Raw genomic sequence first — 15,338 nt, 5'->3', positions numbered from 1 at the left:
CCCGGGTGATCAACCGGGATCGGATGTGGCATTACACCGAAGGCATCACCAACTACGACCCGATCTGGCCGATGCACGGCATCCGGATTATCCCGGGTCCGTCGTCGCTGTGGTTGGACGCGACCGGCAAAAGGTTGCCGGTGCCGCTGTATCCCGGGTTCGACACCTTGGGCACTCTGGAGTACATCGCCAAGTCGGGTTACGACTACACCTGGTTTGTGTTGAACAGCAGGATCATTGGCAAGGAATTCGGCCTGTCGGGTCAGGAGCAGAACCCCGACCTGACCAGCCGAAGCGTGCGTCAGCTGTTGGCGTCGCGGGCCGGGTCCGGCGCACCGGGCCCGGTGCAGGCGTTCGTCGATCGAGGTGTCGACTTCGTCACCGCAAATTCATTGCACGAGTTGGTGTCTGCGATGAATGCGCTGCCCGACGTGGCACCGCTGGACTATGCCACGGTCGCCGATGAGGTCACCGCCCGCGATCGGGAAGTGGTGAACAAGTTCACCAAGGACGGCCAGATCACGGCGATCCGCGCCGCCCGAGAATTCCTGGGCGACAAGCTGGGCCGCGTGGTTGCCCCGCATCCACTGCTGGATCCCAAAGCCGGGCCCTTGGTCGCCGTCAAGCTGCACATTCTGACGCGAAAGACGCTGGGCGGCTTGGAAACCGACCTGGACTCGCGCGTACTCGGGGCCGACGGGACTCCGTTGGGCGGGTTGTATGCGGCCGGCGAGGTGGCCGGTTTCGGCGGCGGCGGAGTGCACGGCTACCGGGCATTGGAGGGCACGTTTCTGGGCGGCTGCATCTTCTCCGGTCGCGCCGCCGGCCGTGGTGCCGTCGGCGACATCGGCTGAACTCTGCCGAGAACGCGGCCTGCCGCAGGCCCGACGCCGAGAACGCGGCCTGCCGCAGGCTCGGCGGACGACTAGAAGGCGACGGCGGTTTCCTCGGGCAGCACCTGAAAGTCGGTGTTGGTCATCTCGGTGAGCCGGCCGTAGTAGATGCCGCGCGCCGCCGGGGCGACGACGGCCTGATGGATCGGCACGGCGCGGGCCGGTGCGACCGCCCGAAGGTAGTCGACCGCTTCGGAGATCTTCATCCAGGGCGCCGCCGCCGGGGTGGCCAGCACCTCGATCGGCTCGTCCGGGACGAACAGGGCGTCACCGGGATGCATGAATCGCCCGCGCCGGCCGCCTTCGTCGATCACGTAGGAAATGTTGTCGATCACAGGCAGTTCCGGGTGGATGACGGCATGCCTGCCGCCCAGTGCGCGGATGGTCAGCTCACCGACCGACAACTCGTCGCCGACGTGCACGGCCCGGCACGACGCATCGAGCTGCGCGGTGGTCTGCGGGTCGGCGTAGAGCGCGGCGCCAGGGTTGCCGTCGAGCAGGGCAGGCAGGCGCTCCTGGTCGACGTGATCAGGGTGCTGATGCGTGATCACGATCGCGGACAGGCCGGTGATGCCCTCGAAGCCGTGCGAGAAGTTACCCGGGTCGAACAACACGGTGGTGTGGCCGAAATCGACGAGAACGCAGGAATGACCGAAATGCGTGATTTGCATGTCTACGATTGTGCGCTCATGGGAGCAGCCGAATGCGCCTGATGCTGGCGGCGATGCTGATCGCGGGCGGCCTGCTGGTCACCTGCTCGCCCGCGGTGGGCCGAGCCGACCCGCAAACGTGCCCGCCGGTGTGCGATCAGATTCCCGACACGGCGTGGATCGCGCCGACGGCGATACCGCTGAACTCGACCTATCAGTGGCCTGCGCTCGCCGCGGTGGCCGTACCGATGACTGGTGCCGCGACCCCGCGATTCCGGTTCGAAGAGGTGTGCGCAACGCCCGAGTTCCCCCAGGACACCCGCGACGCCGCGGTCGCGAGCCGGGCGACGGTGGACAAACCGTCCGGGCAGTGGCAACTGCGGGCCGAGGTGGTGCACTGGCGTGGCGAGGCGGGCCGCACCGGGGGGAGCGCCAGCTCGGTGTTCGACATCGCCGCCGCGGCGCTGCGCGGCTGCCAACTCGGCGCGCCCGCCGAATCGCCGTCGATCACCGTCGACGAACCGAACCGGCTATCTGCCGTAATCAGCGGTCCGACGATCTTGCATACCTACCTGGTGGCGCACCCGGAAAGCAGCACGATCAGTGAGCTGACGCTGTCGGCCTCGGACCCGGTCCAGCTGCCCTGGCCGATCATCTCAGATGCCCAGGTGCTGGACGCCATGTCGTCGTCGATGTGCGCGGCCTACCTCGGATCGTGCTAGGACGACGCTCAGGGTGCTGACCGGTAGAGTTGGCGCCGAACAGCCGGAACGGTAGGAGGAGCGCGGGTGGCCCGGGTTGTTGTGCACGTAATGCCCAAGGGCGAGATTCTCGACCCGCAGGGCCAGGCGATCGTCGGCGCATTGGGCCGACTCGGCCACGCGGGCATCTCAGATGTTCGGCAAGGCAAGCGATTCGAACTCGAGGTCGACGACACTGTCGACGACTCCACGCTGGCCGAGATTGCCGAGTCGTTGTTGGCCAACACCGTGATCGAAGACTGGACAGTCAGCCGAGAGCCACAGTGACGGCGCGCATCGGTGTCATCACCTTCCCCGGAACGCTGGACGATGTCGACGCGGCCCGGGCGGCGCGCGCCGTCGGCGCCGAATCGGTCAGCCTGTGGCACGCCGACGCCGACCTCAAAGGTGTTGACGCGGTGGTGGTGCCCGGCGGGTTCTCCTACGGCGACTATCTGCGCTGCGGCGCGATCGCGAAGTTCGCCCCGGTGATGGGCGAAGTGATCGCCGCGGCCGGTCGCGGCATGCCGGTCTTAGGTATTTGCAACGGTTTTCAGGTGTTGTGCGAGGCCGGCTTGCTGCCCGGTGCGCTGGCCCGCAATGCGGGTCTGCACTTCATCTGCCGCGACGTCTGGCTACGGGTGGAGTCCACCTCGACGGCCTGGACATCGCGCTACGAGGCCGGCGCTGATCTGCTGATCCCGCTCAAGTCCGGCGAGGGCCGTTACGTGGCCTCCGAGGCGGTGCTCGACGAGTTGGAAGGCGAAGGCCGCGTGGTGTTTCGCTATCTCGACAACGTCAACGGCTCGCTGCGTGACATCGCCGGCATCAGCTCGGCCAACGGCCGAATCGTCGGGCTGATGCCGCACCCCGAACATGCCACCGAGGCGTTGACCGGGCCCTCCGACGACGGGCTGGGGCTGTTCTTCTCGGCGCTGGACGCCGTCCTGGCTGCCTGATCCGCGACTAGGCGGCCGCCGAATCATATTATGCCTCAAAGAGTCTGAGCCACACCTTCACGGCGCGGAAGGTGTGAGCTTGGCCGCCAAATCCCGAAGATCCGTGGCGACGACGGTGGGTTGCGGCAAGCCGGGCACGGGCAGCGCCGCGTTACCGGGGCGCGCGATCAGTGCAGCGCTGAACCCGACGGACTGTGCGCCAAGGATGTCCCACACGTGTGCGGCGACCATCATGCAGTCCGCCGGGGCGACCGCGAGTTGCTCACACGCGTACAGGTACGGCTCGGGCGCGGGTTTGAAGGCCCGGCAGGCGTCGACGCTGAATTGCCGCTCGAACAGGTGGCCCAGACCGGCATTCTCGATCGGGCTCGGCGCGAATGGGCTGGGCGGCGAATTGGTCAGTGTGACGAGGCGAAAGCCGTTGTTGCGCAGAGCTAAAAGTCCGTCTGCGACGTCGGGATGGGCCGGCATGGTGAGCATCGCGTGCTTCAGCGCATCTTCGTCATCGCCGCTGATATCCACGCCGCGGATGGTGCCGAGCATTCGAAGAACTCCCTGACCCAGGCTGAAGAAGTCGACATAGTGTCCTGATGAGGTGACGGTCATCGAGTAGGTCAGCAGCTGGCCGAACCACTGGCGCGTTACCTGCGGATCGCCGAAGATGCGCTCGAAAACCGCTGCCATGGAATCGATGTCAATCAGCGTCTCGTTGACGTCGAACACCAGAACCGGGAGAGTCATTGTCCTATCATCGGGTGTTCAGCCCACAATTACCACCATTTTCCGGCCGGCCGAGCCGGGGCGGCGATGTCCTGAAGCGACAAATCAGCTGCCGGCGAGCGGCCAATTCGCACCGTGGCAGCGGGTTGAAGTCGCTTTTGCTAGGTGGTCAGCGCGACCGAGGCCTCGGCGGTGTAGCACAGGAACGTCAGGGTCTCCTGCATGTACAGCTGCACGGACTCGGCGTCGTGCGACAGGTAGCCGATCGACACGTCGGTACCCAGCTGCAGGTCGAAATCACCGCCCCGGGTGGTCAATACGAACGCACCGTCGATGGCGGGCGCCCAGATGATGTCGCCGTTGATCAGCCGGTTGATGTGTTCGAGGATCGGATATCCGTGCTCGGTGGTTTCGCTGACCTTGGTGTAGATATCGGCGGACAGCAGAACCGAGTACGGGCCGTCGACGCCGGCCAGCCGTAGTTCGGACAACGCCTGGGTGACGATGTCCGGAATGGCGCGGGGGTCGTCGGGCAGCTTGAGCGGCGGGTTGCTGCTGGCGCTGCGGATGCCCTCGATGGACGCGGCGGCGTAGCCCTCGAAAATGGCCCGGTCTTCGGCGAACGCCAGCTTCTTGGCGGCGTCCTTCACCGGATCCCAGTCGGAGTCCTGCGAGCCGCGCTCCACGTCGTCGATCTCCGAACGCGACAGCGTGAACGGAACCCTCAGCCGCACAAGTGGTTTGCTGGCGCGCAAGTGGGTTATCACACCGTCAGAGGGTGCTTCGACGCCGATCAGTCGACCGGTGCTGACCGCGGCTGCGGCCGGCCCGGCCGGATCGCTGACGTCGACCACCCGGCGGCCGGCGATGTGCCGCTTGAAGGTCCGCCTTGCTTCTACTTCGATTGCGTCCCAAGCTTCTTCGGTGATCGGAGCGAGATCGCGGTACAGGTTGTTCATTGCGGGGTTCCTTTCAAACTGCCGATCGCCAACGAGCCATCCGGGGATGGTTTGCGGACTGTCGGAGTCGGTGCCGACGAGAACGGCAAGGGCGGCGGGTCGTCGAGAAAGTCGACGGTGGGGGAGAAGAACAGTCCACCGGTGACAGCGGTGGAGAAGTCCAGGATCCGGTCGGTGTTGCCGGGTGGATCGCCGATAAACATGTTGTGCAGCATCTGTTCGGTCACTTGTGGTGTGCGCGAATAGCCGATGAAGTAGGTGCCGAACTCGCCCTTACCGAGGGTACCGAACGGCATGTTGTGCCGAACGATCTGCAACTGGGTGCCGTCGTCGTCGGTGATGACGTTCAGCGCGATGTGCGCGTTGGCCGGCTTCTCGTCGTCGTCGAACTCGAGGTCTTCCAACTTGCTTCGGCCGATCACCCGCTCCTGCTCGCTGACCGGCAGCGAATCCCAGGACGCCATGTCGTGCAGATACTTCTGCACGTGCACATAGCTCCCGCCGGCGAATTCCGGGTCCTCGGCGCCGATCTCGGTCGCCGCGACCGCCGGCGCGCCGTTCGGGTTTTCGGTGCCGTCGACGAACCCGAGCAGATCGCGGTTGTCGAAGAACCGGAAGCCGTGCACCTCGTCGACCACGGTCACCGCGCCCGCGATCGATCGCAAGATGTTGTTGGCCAACTCAAAACACACATCCAGCGTCTCGGCGCGGACATGGAACAGCACGTCGCCGGGAGTGGCCGGGGCGGTGTGGCGGGCGCCTTCGAGTTCGACGAACGGATGCAGTTCGGCCGGACGCGGACCGTCGAACAATCGGTCCCAGGCGTGTGAACCGATCGAAGTGACCACCGACAGATTCTTGGCGGGATCACGGAAACCGGTCGAGCGCACCAGCCCGGAAATCCCGGCCAGAGCATCGTGCACGGTTTCTTCGCCGCCCTCGTCGATGGCGACCACCAGAAAGATCGCGGCCGGTGTCAACGGCGCGAGCACTGGCTGTGGATCGGGCACGTATCCGACCCTAACGTCTCCAGCGGGCCCGTGATGAAAAGATGAGTCCATGGTGGCAACCCCGCAAGGGCTCTGCGAATTCATCGACGCGTCCCCGTCGCCGTTCCACGTCTGCGTCACCGTGGCGTCGCGACTGCTCGCAGCCGGCTTCACCGAACTCGATGAGGCCGACGAATGGCCCCGGGCGGGCAAGTTCTTCAGCGTGCGGGCCGGGTCGTTGGTGGCCTGGGACAGCACCGGTGGCCCACGATCGTTTCGGATCATCGGCGGTCACACCGACAGCCCGAACCTGCGGGTCAAGCAACATCCCGACCGAGAGGTCGCCGGCTGGCGGGTGGTGGCGCTGGAGCCCTACGGCGGTGCGTGGCTGAACTCGTGGCTGGACCGCGACCTGGGTGTCAGCGGACGGCTCTCGGTGCGTGTCGGCGGTGGGATAGAGCACCGGCTGATCCGCATCGACGAGCCGATCCTGCGGGTGCCGCAGCTGGCCATTCACCTGGCCGAGGACCGCAAGTCGCTGACGCTGGACCCGCAGCGCCACGTCAACGCGGTGTGCAGCGCCGGGTCCGGCACGCGCTCATTCGTCGGCTACCTCTCCGACCGGGCCGGTGTCGATGCCGACGACGTGCTGGGCACCGACCTGATGACCCACGACCTGACCCCGTCGCGGCTGACCGGTGTCGACCACGAATTCGTCAGCGCGCCGCGGCTGGACAACCAGGCGTCCTGCTACGCGGGCCTCGAGGCCTTTCTGGCCGCCGCGCCGGGCGCCCAGCACCTGCCGGTGCTGGCGTTGTTCGACCACGAAGAAGTGGGGTCGACCTCGGATCACGGCGCCGACTCCGATCTGCTGCTCACCACGCTCGAACGCATCGTGCTGGCGGCCGGTGGCGGGCGTGAGGATTTCCTGCGGCGGCTGTCGGGGTCGATGGTGGCCTCGGCGGACATGGCGCACGCCACCCACCCCAACTACCCCGAGCGGCACGAGCCGGGCCACCTCATCGCAGTCAACGCCGGACCGGTGCTCAAAGTGCACCCGAATCTGCGGTACGCCACCGACGGACGGACTGCCGCGGCGTTCGCGCTGGCCTGCCGGCAGGCCGGGGTGCCGCTGCAGCGCTATGAACACCGCGCCGATCTGCCCTGCGGCTCGACGATCGGCCCGATGACCGCAGCGAAGACCGGGATCGCCACGGTCGACGTCGGCGCCCCCCAGCTCGCGATGCACTCCGCACGGGAATTGATGGGCGCGGGCGACGTTCCGGCGTATGCGGCGGCGCTGCGGGCGTTCCTGTCGCCCGGCTGACCGTTGGGGCGGCAAGCCTGCTGCCGAAACAAGCGAAATGGCGGCTCGCGGCACCGTCGGAGCCGCCATTTCGTTGATCTCGACGCAATATGGAGCGAAGCGGCGTCGCGGCGCGCCCAAGAATATGTGCACAGTCCATTTGTCGGCGGCGAAGCCGTAGCAGCCGGGCGTCTCACCCGGGGTCAGTTGCGGCACCGCTATCGCCCGATCTTCCACGGCATCTACGTCCCTGAGCGCCATGAGGTGGCTCTGCGAGACCGGATCGTGGGCGCGGCCCTCGTTGCCCCGCACGCGGTGATCGCCGGTGTCGCGGCGTCGGCGGTGCATGGCGCGAAGTGGGTGGACGCCGCTGAGCCGATCGAGATCCTCGGCACGGCCCGGCGCCAGCGCGGGCTCATCGTCCGGAACGAATCGTTGGGTGGTGACGAGGTGACGGAGGTCGCCGGCATACGCGTCACGACCCCCGCACGCACCGCGTTCGACCTTGCGCGTCACCTGCCGAGGGATCGTGCTGTCGCGCGACTCGACGCGCTGATGAACAGCCGACCCTACCGCGACGAGGAGGTGATGCTCATCGCGAAGAAGCACCGCGGCGCGCGCGGCCTGGTTCGCCTGCGAACCGCGTTGCCGCTCGTCGACGGTGGCGCGGAATCTCCGAGGGAGACCTGGTTGCGGCTGACGTTGATCGACGCCGGCCTTCCGGCACCCACCACGCAATTCGTGGTGCGCACTGAGTCGGGGCGCTATGTCCGGCGCATCGACATGGTGTGGGAGGAGTTCAAGGTCGGCGCGGAGTACGACGGCGCCCAGCATCTGACCGACCGTTATCAGTACAGCAAAGATGTCTGGGCGGGTCGCGAACTCCAGCGCATGAATTGGCGCATCATCCACGTCATCAAGGAGGATGCTGCCGCGGACATCGTCGATGCTGCCCGCACTGCGCTGCTGTCGCGCGGATGGCGGCCCGGATGGCGACCCGGATAGGGCGAAACAAGCGAAATGGCGGCTCGCGGCCCCGTCGGAGCTGCCATTTCGTTGATCTCGACCGATGGACGAGTCAGCTCACTGCGCATCTAGACTGTGCTGCGTGACCGCCCTGATCGATACCGTCAAGCGGGCCGCGGCCACCCCCGACCAGCCGCAACCGTTCCGCGAGCTCGGCCTCAAAGACGACGAATACCAGCGGATCCGCGACATCCTGGGCCGCCGGCCGACAGATGCAGAGCTGGCCATGTACTCGGTGATGTGGAGCGAGCACTGCTCCTACAAGTCGTCCAAGGTGCATTTGCGGTACTTCGGTGAGACCACCACCGAGCAGATGCGGGCCGGAATGCTGGCCGGGATCGGCGAGAACGCCGGCGTGGTGGACATCGGCGACGGCTGGGCGGTCACCTTCAAGGTCGAGTCGCACAATCACCCGTCCTACGTGGAGCCCTACCAGGGTGCGGCCACCGGTGTCGGCGGCATCGTCCGCGACATCATGGCGATGGGGGCCCGGCCGGTCGCGGTGATGGACCAGCTGCGCTTCGGCGCCGCGGACGCCCCCGACACCCGCCGCGTGCTGGACGGGGTGGTGCGCGGTGTCGGCGGCTACGGCAATTCGCTGGGCCTGCCGAATATCGGCGGCGAAACCGTGTTCGACGCCTGCTACGCGGGCAACCCCTTGGTCAACGCGCTGTGCGTCGGCGTGCTGCGCAAAGAGGATCTGCATCTGGCGTTCGCCTCGGGCGCCGGCAACAAGATCATCCTGTTCGGCGCGCGGACCGGACTCGACGGCATCGGTGGTGTGTCGGTGCTGGCGTCGGAGACCTTCGGCGGCGACGAGTCTGGCTCGGGCCGCAAGAAACTCCCAAGCGTCCAGGTCGGTGACCCGTTCACCGAGAAGGTGCTCATCGAGTGTTGCCTCGAGCTGTACGCCGCGGGCCTGGTGATCGGCATCCAAGACCTCGGTGGAGCCGGATTATCCTGTGCCACATCAGAACTCGCATCAGCGGGCGACGGCGGCATGTCGATCCAGCTGGATACCGTACCGCTGCGGGCCAAGGACATGACGCCCGCGGAGATCCTCTCCAGCGAGTCGCAGGAGCGGATGTGCGCGGTGGTCGCGCCGGAGAACGTGGACGCATTCATGGCCGTCTGTCGCAAGTGGGAGGTGCTGGCCACCACGATCGGTGAGGTCACCGACGGCGATCGGCTGCAGATCACCTGGCATGGTGAGACGGTCGTCGACGTGCCACCGCGCACCGTCGCCCACGAGGGCCCGGTCTACGAGCGTCCGGTCGCGCGTCCCGAGTCGCAGGACGCGCTGATCGCCGACACCTCGGCAGGGCTGAAGCGGCCGGTCTCGGGTGACGAGCTGCGCGCGACTTTGCTTGCGCTGCTGGGCAGTCCGCATTTGTGCAGCCGCGCGTTCATCACCGAGCAGTACGACCGCTACGTGCGCGGCAACACCGTGCTCGCCGAGCATGCCGATGGCGGGGTGTTGCGCGTCGACGAGACCACCGGCCGAGGTATCGCGTTGTCGACCGACGCGTCCGGTCGCTACACGCTGCTGGATCCCTACGTCGGCGCGCAGCTCGCGCTGGCCGAGGCGTACCGCAACGTCGCCGTCACCGGTGCCACCCCGGTCGCGGTCACCAACTGTCTCAACTTCGGCTCGCCGGAGGACCCCGGTGTGATGTGGCAGTTCTCCCAGGCGGTCCGCGGCTTGGCGGATGGCTGTGCGGCACTGGGAATTCCGGTCACCGGCGGCAACGTCAGCTTCTACAACCAGACCGGGACCACCGCGATCATGCCCACCCCGGTGGTCGGGGTCCTGGGCGTGATCGACGACGTCACCCGCCGGATCCCGACCGCGATGGGCACCGAACCGGGCGAGACGCTGATTCTGCTCGGCGACACCCGCGACGAGTTCGACGGCTCGATCTGGGCGCAGGTCACCGCCGACCATCTGGGTGGGCGGCCGCCCGCGGTAGACCTGGCCCGGGAAAGGCTATTGGCGGACGTGCTGAGCGCGGCCTCGCGTGATGGGCTGGTGTCAGCGGCCCACGACTTGTCGGAAGGGGGCCTGGCGCAGGCGGTGGTGGAATCGGCGATGGCCGGCGAAACAGGTTGCCGCATTGTGCTTCCCGAAGGTGCCGACCCGTTCGTCATGTTGTTCTCCGAATCATCCGGCAGGGTGTTGGTGGCGGTGCCGCGCACCGAGGAGAGTCGCTTCACCTCCATGTGCGAGGCGCGGGGCCTGCCCGCCGCCCGGATCGGTGTCGTCGACCAAGGTTCAGACGCGGTCGAGGTGCAGGGCCTGTTCACCGTGGCACTGGCGGAATTGCGCAGCACGTCCGAAGGGGTGCTGGCCGCCCTGCTGCGATGAGCGCCGCGCGCCACCACGCCGATCCGGTCCAGACCCGCGCCGCCGTCTGTGCCGTCGAAGACTGGCTGCGCGACGACGGCATCCCGGCGCCGAGTCGTGCCGACCTCGCCGCGGCGGTCAGACTCACCGCTCGCACCCTGGCAGTGCAGGCACCCGGTGCCAGCGTCGAGGTCCGTATTCCGCCATTTGTTGCGGTGCAATGTATTGCGGGGCCACGACACACCCGCGGCACTCCACCCAACGTCGTCGAGACCGATCCTCGAACATGGCTGCTGCTGGCCACCGGTCTTCTGCAGGTCCCGGATGCGACCGCCACGGGCGCGCTCCGCCTCTCCGGGTCGCGTGCCGGTGAGATCGAAGCCTGGCTGCCGGTGGTGCCGCTGGGCGATTCCCGTCACACCTGAGCGGGGCCGCTGTGGCGCATGCGACATTTACACTCTTGTGGGGCTGCTGAGCTGCGTTAATGGCCGCGGACACGGCGCAACACGCGAAGTCAATTCGTCGACGCGCCGAACGTGTCCGTAGACTTCACCACGTCACCATCCGTTCCCCGGGGAGCCGCCACATCGTGACCGTCCAGACAGCCGACACCTCTGAGTGGCTAGAGAACCCGCCCGGCGAAGAATGTGGTGTATTCGGGGTGTGGGCCCCCGGCGAAGAAGTCGCCAAAATGACCTACTACGGCCTCTACGCGCTGCAACACCGCGGCCAGGAAGCGGCCGGCATCGCCGTCGCGGACGGGTCGCAAGTGCTGGTCTTCAAAGATCTCGGTCTGGTCAGTCAGGTCTTTGACGAGCAGACGTTGGCCGCCATGGAAGGGCACGTCGCCGTCGGGCACTGCCGCTACTCCACCAGCGGCCAGCCGACGTGGGAAAACGCCCAACCGGTCTTCCGCAACACTGCCGCCGGCACCGGAGTCGCGTTGGGGCACAACGGAAACCTGGTCAACAGCGCCGAACTCGTCTCCCGCGCCCGCGAGGCCGGGCTGATCAACCCCAGGGCGCCGGGCGCGGCCAACACCGACTCCGACGTGCTGGGCGCGCTGCTGGCACACGGCGCTGCCGACTCCACCCTGGAACAGGCCGCGATGGAACTGCTGCCGACCGTGCGTGGGGCGTTCTGCCTGACGTTCATGGACGAGAACACCCTCTACGCCGCCCGTGATCCTCACGGTGTGCGGCCACTGTGTCTGGGACGGCTGGACCGCGGCTGGGTGGTCGCTTCGGAGACCGCCGCCCTGGACATCGTCGGCGCCTCGTTCGTCCGCGAGATCGAGCCCGGTGAGCTGCTGGCGATCGACGCCGACGGAGTCCGTTCGTCCCGGTTCGCCAACCCCGAGCCCAAGGGCTGCATCTTCGAATATGTCTACCTGGCCCGGCCGGACAGCACGATCTCCGGTCGTTCGGTGCACGGCGCCCGCTTGGAAATCGGCCGCCGCCTGGCGCGCGAACACCCGATCGACGCCGACCTGGTGCTCGGCGTACCGGAATCCGGCACGCCCGCCGCGGTCGGCTACGCGCAGGAGTCCGGCATCCCCTACGGCCAGGGCCTGATGAAGAACGCCTATGTCGGTCGCACCTTCATCCAGCCCTCGCAGACCATCCGTCAGCTCGGAATCCGGCTGAAGTTGAATCCGCTCAAAGAAGTCATCCGGGGCAAGCGACTGATCGTCGTCGACGACTCGATTGTGCGGGGTAACACCCAGCGCGCGTTGGTCAGGATGCTGCGAGAGGCCGGCGCGGTCGAAGTCCACGTACGGATCGCGTCGCCACCGGTGAAGTGGCCGTGTTTCTACGGCATCGACTTCCCCTCGCCGGCCGAACTGATCGCCAACGCCGTCGAGGACGAAGACGAGATGCTCGAAGCGGTCCGGCATGCCATCAACGCCGACACGCTGGGCTATATCTCGCTGCGCGGCCTGGTCGCAGCGACAGAGCAGCCCACCTCGCGACTCTGCTCGGCGTGCTTCGATGGCAAGTATCCGATCGAATTGCCAAGCGAGACAGCGCTGGGCAAGAACGTGATCGAGCAGATGCTGGCCAACGCCGCGCGTGGGGCCGCGCATTCGGAGATCGTCCCCGAGCTCTCGCCGGAAGCCGAGCAGGCCGCCGTGTTGAGGCATCCCTAGCCGCAACGCTGTCGTTGCACCAGTGGCAGATACCCCGTGCCGGGCGACGACCGGTAGCCTTTAGCGCGATGACCGCCCGCGGAAAAGACCCGGACACCCCGGGCGCGACATATGCATCGGCCGGAGTCGATATCGAAGCCGGCGACCGCGCAGTCGAACTGTTCAAGCCATTGGCATCCAAGGCCACCAGACCCGAGGTGATCGGCAAGCTCGGCGGGTTCGCCGGGCTCTTCGCGCTGCGCGGTGGTTATCGTGAGCCGCTGCTGGCCGCATCCAGCGACGGAGTGGGCACCAAGCTGGCAGTAGCCCAGGCGATGGACAAGCACGACACCGTCGGCTTGGACCTGGTGGCGATGGTCGTCGACGATCTGGTCGTCTGCGGCGCTGAACCGCTCTTCCTGCTGGACTACATCGCGCTGGGCCGCATCGTGCCCGAGCGACTCAACGCGATCGTCGGCGGAATCGCCGAGGGCTGCGTGCGAGCGGGCTGTGCGCTGCTCGGCGGCGAAACCGCGGAGCATCCCGGTCTGATCGAACCCGACCACTACGACATCTCCGCCACCGGGGTCGGTGTGGTCGAGGCCGACGACGTGCTCGGACCCGACCGGGTCAAGCCGGGCGACGTGATCATCGCGATGGGATCCTCCGGGCTGCACTCCAACGGCTACTCCCTGGCGCGAAAGGTGCTGCTGGAGATCGACCACGGCAACCTGGAAGGTTACGTCGAGGAATTCGGACGCACACTCGGCGAAGAACTGCTGGAGCCGACCATCATCTACGCCAAAGACTGCCTGGCCCTGGCCGCTGAAACCCAGGTTCGCACCTTCTGCCACGTCACCGGCGGCGGGCTGGCCGGCAACCTGGAGCGCGTCATCCCCAACGGTCTACTCGCCGAGATGGACCGTGGAACGTGGACCCCGGCACCGGTATTCGCGATGATCGCCCAGCGTGGCCGCGTCTCGCGCGCGGAGATGGAGAAGACCTTCAACATGGGCGTGGGCATGCTTGCCGTCGTGGCGCCCGAAGACACCGACCGCGCGTTGGCGATCCTGACTGCCCGTCATCTCGACTGCTGGGTGCTCGGCACCATCGACAAAGGCGCCAAAGGTAGTCCGCGAGCAAAACTTGTTGGGCAGCACCCGAGGTTCTAGATTTCGGCTCGCTGGCGAGGCGAGCCCGCATAGCGGCCTAGCGACCCACGTCGCGCCAGGGATCGTCGCCCTCCGACTGGTCCGCGTCGTCACCGTCGGAACCGGACAGCTCGCGCTGGAGCCGATCGAAATCGGTCTGCGGAGAGCTGTATTTAAGGTCTCGAGCGACCTTGGTCTGCTTCGCCTTAGCCCGGCCACGGCCCATGGGGGAACCCCCTCGCGCAATAACGGAGCGGCCTAACAAGTAGGCGGCTCCGATCTCTTGTCGTTATTGTCCTGTGCACAGTTTAGCGTGCCTGCCGACTGCGTGCTGTTGCGCCCCGCGGCGTGCAGCGACCTTCAGCGGGTCGTTCCCCGCAATCGCTCGACAGCCACTCGACCGGCACCTGGCCCGTCGAGCGCCGGCAGCGATTCGGCGTCGATCATCGCCGCCACCGTCGCATCGCCGCCGCTGCGCAGAGCGGTGTCAGCGGGGATACCGCGCTTGAGCAATGCCAGGGCCACCGGACCCAGATCGACGTGGTCGACCACGGTTCCGAGCCGGCCCACCGGACGGCCGCCGGCCAGCACCGGATCGCCGGTGACCGGCCGATCCGCCGACCCGTCCAGGTGCACCAGAACCAGCATCCGTGGCGGTTTGCCCAGGTTGTGCACTCGAGCGACGGTCTCCTGGCCGCGATAGCAGCCCTTGTCCAGGTGAACCGCGGCACCGATCCACCCCACTTCGTGGGGGATGGTGCGTTCGTCGGTGTCGACGCCGAGCCGGGGGCGCACTGCCGCGACCCGGTGGGCCTCATAGGCCCACATCCCGGCTGGGCGCACCCCGGTTTCGATCAACCGCTGTTGTACGGCGGCGCAGTGGGTGCGGTCGAGAAGGATATCCAGCTCGATCTGCCCCGGATTGGCCTCGGGCATCCGGCGCACGAAACCGCCGCCGCTGCGCGGAGCCGCGGTCAGCTCGGTGGGCAGCGCGTCGACGCCGAGCGCGTCGAGTACCGCTTGGTCGGCGAGGTGCGGCCCCAGCAGCGACAACACTGCCAGGTCGGTGGCTGCCGGAGTCACCTGCGACCAGAACACCATCTTGTGCAAGTAGGCCAACAGCGGCCCGCCGCGCCACGATTCGGTGTCGAGGTAGGTGACGCCGTCGAGTTCGGTCTGGACCCAGTGGTCTTCGACGCGACCTTGCCCGTCCAGGCTGAGGTTCTGGGTGCTCGCGCCGTCGGGAAGTGTGCTGACGTGCTGGGTGGAGATGCTGTGCAGCCAAGTCTGACGGTCGTCGCCGGTCAGGGTGAGCACGGCGCGATGCGACCGGTCTATGAGAGCGGCGCCGGTTTCGGCGGCGCGCTGCTCACCCAGCGGGTCACCGTAGTGCCAAATGGCGCCCGCGTCGGGGCCGGTTTCAGGGGCAGGAACTGCAGACACAGCTCAACTCTACGGGCCAGGACGACGGTA

At 67.1% G+C, this 15,338-nt stretch carries 16 protein-coding genes; 10 read left to right on the top strand and 6 right to left on the bottom strand.

The features are described from left to right. A partial coding sequence (locus AC2VOG_RS05330) for an FAD-binding dehydrogenase (RefSeq protein WP_486938875.1) occupies positions 1-854 on the top strand: 854 nt, incomplete at its 5' end. Positions 855-925: 71 nt separating this feature from the next. Here the strand turns inward: AC2VOG_RS05330 and AC2VOG_RS05325 are convergent. Then, complete coding sequence (locus AC2VOG_RS05325; RefSeq protein WP_486938874.1) at positions 926-1,564, bottom strand: MBL fold metallo-hydrolase; 639 nt, start codon at positions 1,562-1,564, stop codon at positions 926-928. A 32-nt stretch (positions 1,565-1,596) separates the two neighbouring features. On the opposite strand from AC2VOG_RS05325, the gene AC2VOG_RS05320 reads away from it, so the two are divergent. From AC2VOG_RS05320 to purQ, 3 genes are all read left to right on the top strand, one after another. After that, on the top strand, positions 1,597-2,265 hold the full coding sequence (locus AC2VOG_RS05320) for an ATPase (protein ID WP_486938873.1): 669 nt from the start codon (positions 1,597-1,599) through the stop codon (positions 2,263-2,265). 66 nt (positions 2,266-2,331) lie between these two features. Next, complete coding sequence (gene purS / locus AC2VOG_RS05315) at positions 2,332-2,571, top strand: phosphoribosylformylglycinamidine synthase subunit PurS (RefSeq protein WP_486938872.1); 240 nt, start codon at positions 2,332-2,334, stop codon at positions 2,569-2,571. Continuing rightward, positions 2,568-3,242, top strand: a complete 675-nt coding sequence (purQ, locus tag AC2VOG_RS05310; RefSeq protein ID WP_486938871.1) for a phosphoribosylformylglycinamidine synthase subunit PurQ — start codon at positions 2,568-2,570, stop codon at positions 3,240-3,242. The genes purS and purQ overlap by 4 nt, the downstream gene beginning before the upstream one ends. Positions 3,243-3,299: 57 nt before the next feature. On the opposite strand, the gene AC2VOG_RS05305 is transcribed toward purQ, so the two are convergent. The 3 genes from AC2VOG_RS05305 to AC2VOG_RS05295 form a co-directional block, all read right to left on the bottom strand. Further along, entirely contained in the window at positions 3,300-3,983 is a 684-nt protein-coding gene (locus AC2VOG_RS05305) for a haloacid dehalogenase type II (RefSeq protein WP_486938870.1), read from the bottom strand. Positions 3,984-4,123: 140 nt separating this feature from the next. Next, the gene (locus AC2VOG_RS05300) at positions 4,124-4,921 is read right to left on the bottom strand and encodes a family 1 encapsulin nanocompartment shell protein (protein WP_486938869.1); all 798 of its coding nucleotides are present in this window, start codon (positions 4,919-4,921) and stop codon (positions 4,124-4,126) included. Then, a complete protein-coding gene (locus AC2VOG_RS05295; RefSeq protein WP_486938868.1) occupies positions 4,918-5,931 on the bottom strand; it encodes a Dyp-type peroxidase in 1,014 nt (337 codons plus the stop codon). The genes AC2VOG_RS05300 and AC2VOG_RS05295 overlap by 4 nt, the downstream gene beginning before the upstream one ends. Before the next feature lie 49 nt (positions 5,932-5,980). Here AC2VOG_RS05295 and AC2VOG_RS05290 point away from each other — a divergent pair, with 49 nt between their 5' ends. The 6 genes from AC2VOG_RS05290 (at position 5,981) to purM (ending at position 13,886) form a co-directional block, all read left to right on the top strand. Beyond that, entirely contained in the window at positions 5,981-7,237 is a 1,257-nt protein-coding gene (locus AC2VOG_RS05290) for a M18 family aminopeptidase (RefSeq protein ID WP_486938867.1), read from the top strand. Between the two features lie 126 nt (positions 7,238-7,363). Next, positions 7,364-8,221, top strand: coding sequence for a hypothetical protein (locus tag AC2VOG_RS05285; protein WP_486938866.1), 858 nt, complete (start codon positions 7,364-7,366; stop codon positions 8,219-8,221). A gap of 112 nt (positions 8,222-8,333) precedes the next feature. After that, positions 8,334-10,607, top strand: a complete 2,274-nt coding sequence (gene purL, locus AC2VOG_RS05280) for a phosphoribosylformylglycinamidine synthase subunit PurL (RefSeq protein WP_486938876.1) — start codon at positions 8,334-8,336, stop codon at positions 10,605-10,607. Next, entirely contained in the window at positions 10,604-11,011 is a 408-nt protein-coding gene (locus AC2VOG_RS05275) for a sterol carrier family protein (RefSeq protein WP_486938865.1), read from the top strand. Before purL ends, AC2VOG_RS05275 begins: the two co-directional genes overlap by 4 nt. Before the next feature lie 164 nt (positions 11,012-11,175). Further along, a complete protein-coding gene (gene purF / locus AC2VOG_RS05270) occupies positions 11,176-12,735 on the top strand; it encodes an amidophosphoribosyltransferase (protein WP_486938864.1) in 1,560 nt (519 codons plus the stop codon). 68 nt (positions 12,736-12,803) lie between these two features. Further along, positions 12,804-13,886, top strand: coding sequence for a phosphoribosylformylglycinamidine cyclo-ligase (gene purM / locus AC2VOG_RS05265; protein WP_486938863.1), 1,083 nt, complete (start codon positions 12,804-12,806; stop codon positions 13,884-13,886). A 37-nt stretch (positions 13,887-13,923) separates the two neighbouring features. Here purM and AC2VOG_RS05260 read toward each other — a convergent pair whose 3' ends face one another. Then, positions 13,924-14,091, bottom strand: coding sequence for a DUF3073 domain-containing protein (locus AC2VOG_RS05260; protein ID WP_486938862.1), 168 nt, complete (start codon positions 14,089-14,091; stop codon positions 13,924-13,926). 134 nt (positions 14,092-14,225) lie between these two features. Continuing rightward, a complete protein-coding gene (gene ygfZ / locus AC2VOG_RS05255) occupies positions 14,226-15,308 on the bottom strand; it encodes a CAF17-like 4Fe-4S cluster assembly/insertion protein YgfZ (protein WP_486938861.1) in 1,083 nt (360 codons plus the stop codon). Positions 15,309-15,338 lie beyond the last annotated feature (30 nt).

The sequence above is a fragment of the Mycobacterium sp. TH-M11 genome (assembly GCF_057473725.1).
This window is presented reverse-complemented; position numbering and strand designations above follow the sequence as displayed.

Coding starts and splice junctions, on each gene's coding strand:
- AC2VOG_RS05275 (WP_486938865.1), top strand. CDS start 10,604: ATGAGCGCCGCGCGCCACCACGCCGATCCGGTCCAGACCCGCGCCGCC.
- AC2VOG_RS05325 (WP_486938874.1), bottom strand. CDS start 1,564: ATGCAAATCACGCATTTCGGTCATTCCTGCGTTCTCGTCGATTTCGGC.
- purM (WP_486938863.1), top strand. CDS start 12,804: ATGACCGCCCGCGGAAAAGACCCGGACACCCCGGGCGCGACATATGCA.
- AC2VOG_RS05290 (WP_486938867.1), top strand. CDS start 5,981: ATGGTGGCAACCCCGCAAGGGCTCTGCGAATTCATCGACGCGTCCCCG.
- AC2VOG_RS05320 (WP_486938873.1), top strand. CDS start 1,597: ATGCGCCTGATGCTGGCGGCGATGCTGATCGCGGGCGGCCTGCTGGTC.
- AC2VOG_RS05260 (WP_486938862.1), bottom strand. CDS start 14,091: ATGGGCCGTGGCCGGGCTAAGGCGAAGCAGACCAAGGTCGCTCGAGAC.
- AC2VOG_RS05305 (WP_486938870.1), bottom strand. CDS start 3,983: ATGACTCTCCCGGTTCTGGTGTTCGACGTCAACGAGACGCTGATTGAC.
- AC2VOG_RS05300 (WP_486938869.1), bottom strand. CDS start 4,921: ATGAACAACCTGTACCGCGATCTCGCTCCGATCACCGAAGAAGCTTGG.